This is a genomic window from Psychromonas sp. (assembly GCF_983033635.1).
The window spans coordinates 2,901-3,605 of sequence record NZ_CEZLMY010000254.1 but is presented as its reverse complement, the minus strand read 5'-3'; the positions used below and the strand labels follow the sequence as shown (position 1 = coordinate 3,605).

Here is a 705-nt window from a genome sequence, read left to right as displayed (position 1 = left end):
CTCTAGCACCCCGCTAAAATCAAACAGCGGAATGGTTCTTGACCAGATATTCTCGAAAATTGAAGCGTTAAGATCAAAGTAGTGCTTGCAAATAATATCGAAGTTATTGCGTAGCTCATGATTTTGCATTAAGCAGTTTGGGTAGCTGAAGTCATATGTACTAGTTTTCTTTACGCTTGGTAAGTACAGGTAGCCCGAATCTAGCGTGTCACTTACGTTTATAGAATCGATAGTTACAGGATAGCCAGTGATCCAAGTAAATAAGTTAGTAATTTTTAACCTGAGCTTCTTTATGTCAGAAAATGTAAATGGTGAGTCTCGTTCAAATGAAAGTGAAACAAAATTAGTGAACCCAAAACCATTATTATCTTCAAAACTCTTAAGATAGTACTGTTGAGCCAGTTCAATAGCTAGTGGCTCACCATTGATAGTTACAGTCGAAAGGATCGGTTCAATTTTTAGATTTCCAGAGATGTTAACTTCATTGTCTAACCGATACTTCAGCTCATTTTGAAAGTAAGAGGCAAGTTCAGGAATGATAAACGTAACTCTTTTCACCTGCTCATTATCAAATTTCCCACAATATACGTAGTTCAAATAAAGTTCACCAGAGTCATATTTTTTAGCGATTGAAGCCTTATATTCTGTCTGGTTTGATCTAGAAATAGTTCGGAAAGTCAGTAATGATTGCTCGTCAAACATTTC

The 705-nt window shown here is 36.0% G+C and carries 1 protein-coding gene; it reads right to left on the bottom strand.

Features of this window, described 5'->3' with window-relative positions; translation table 11 throughout:
• The coding region (locus tag AC4GME_RS18035; RefSeq protein ID WP_490379961.1) for an ApeA N-terminal domain 1-containing protein at nt 1–705 on the bottom strand (705 nt) is incomplete at both ends.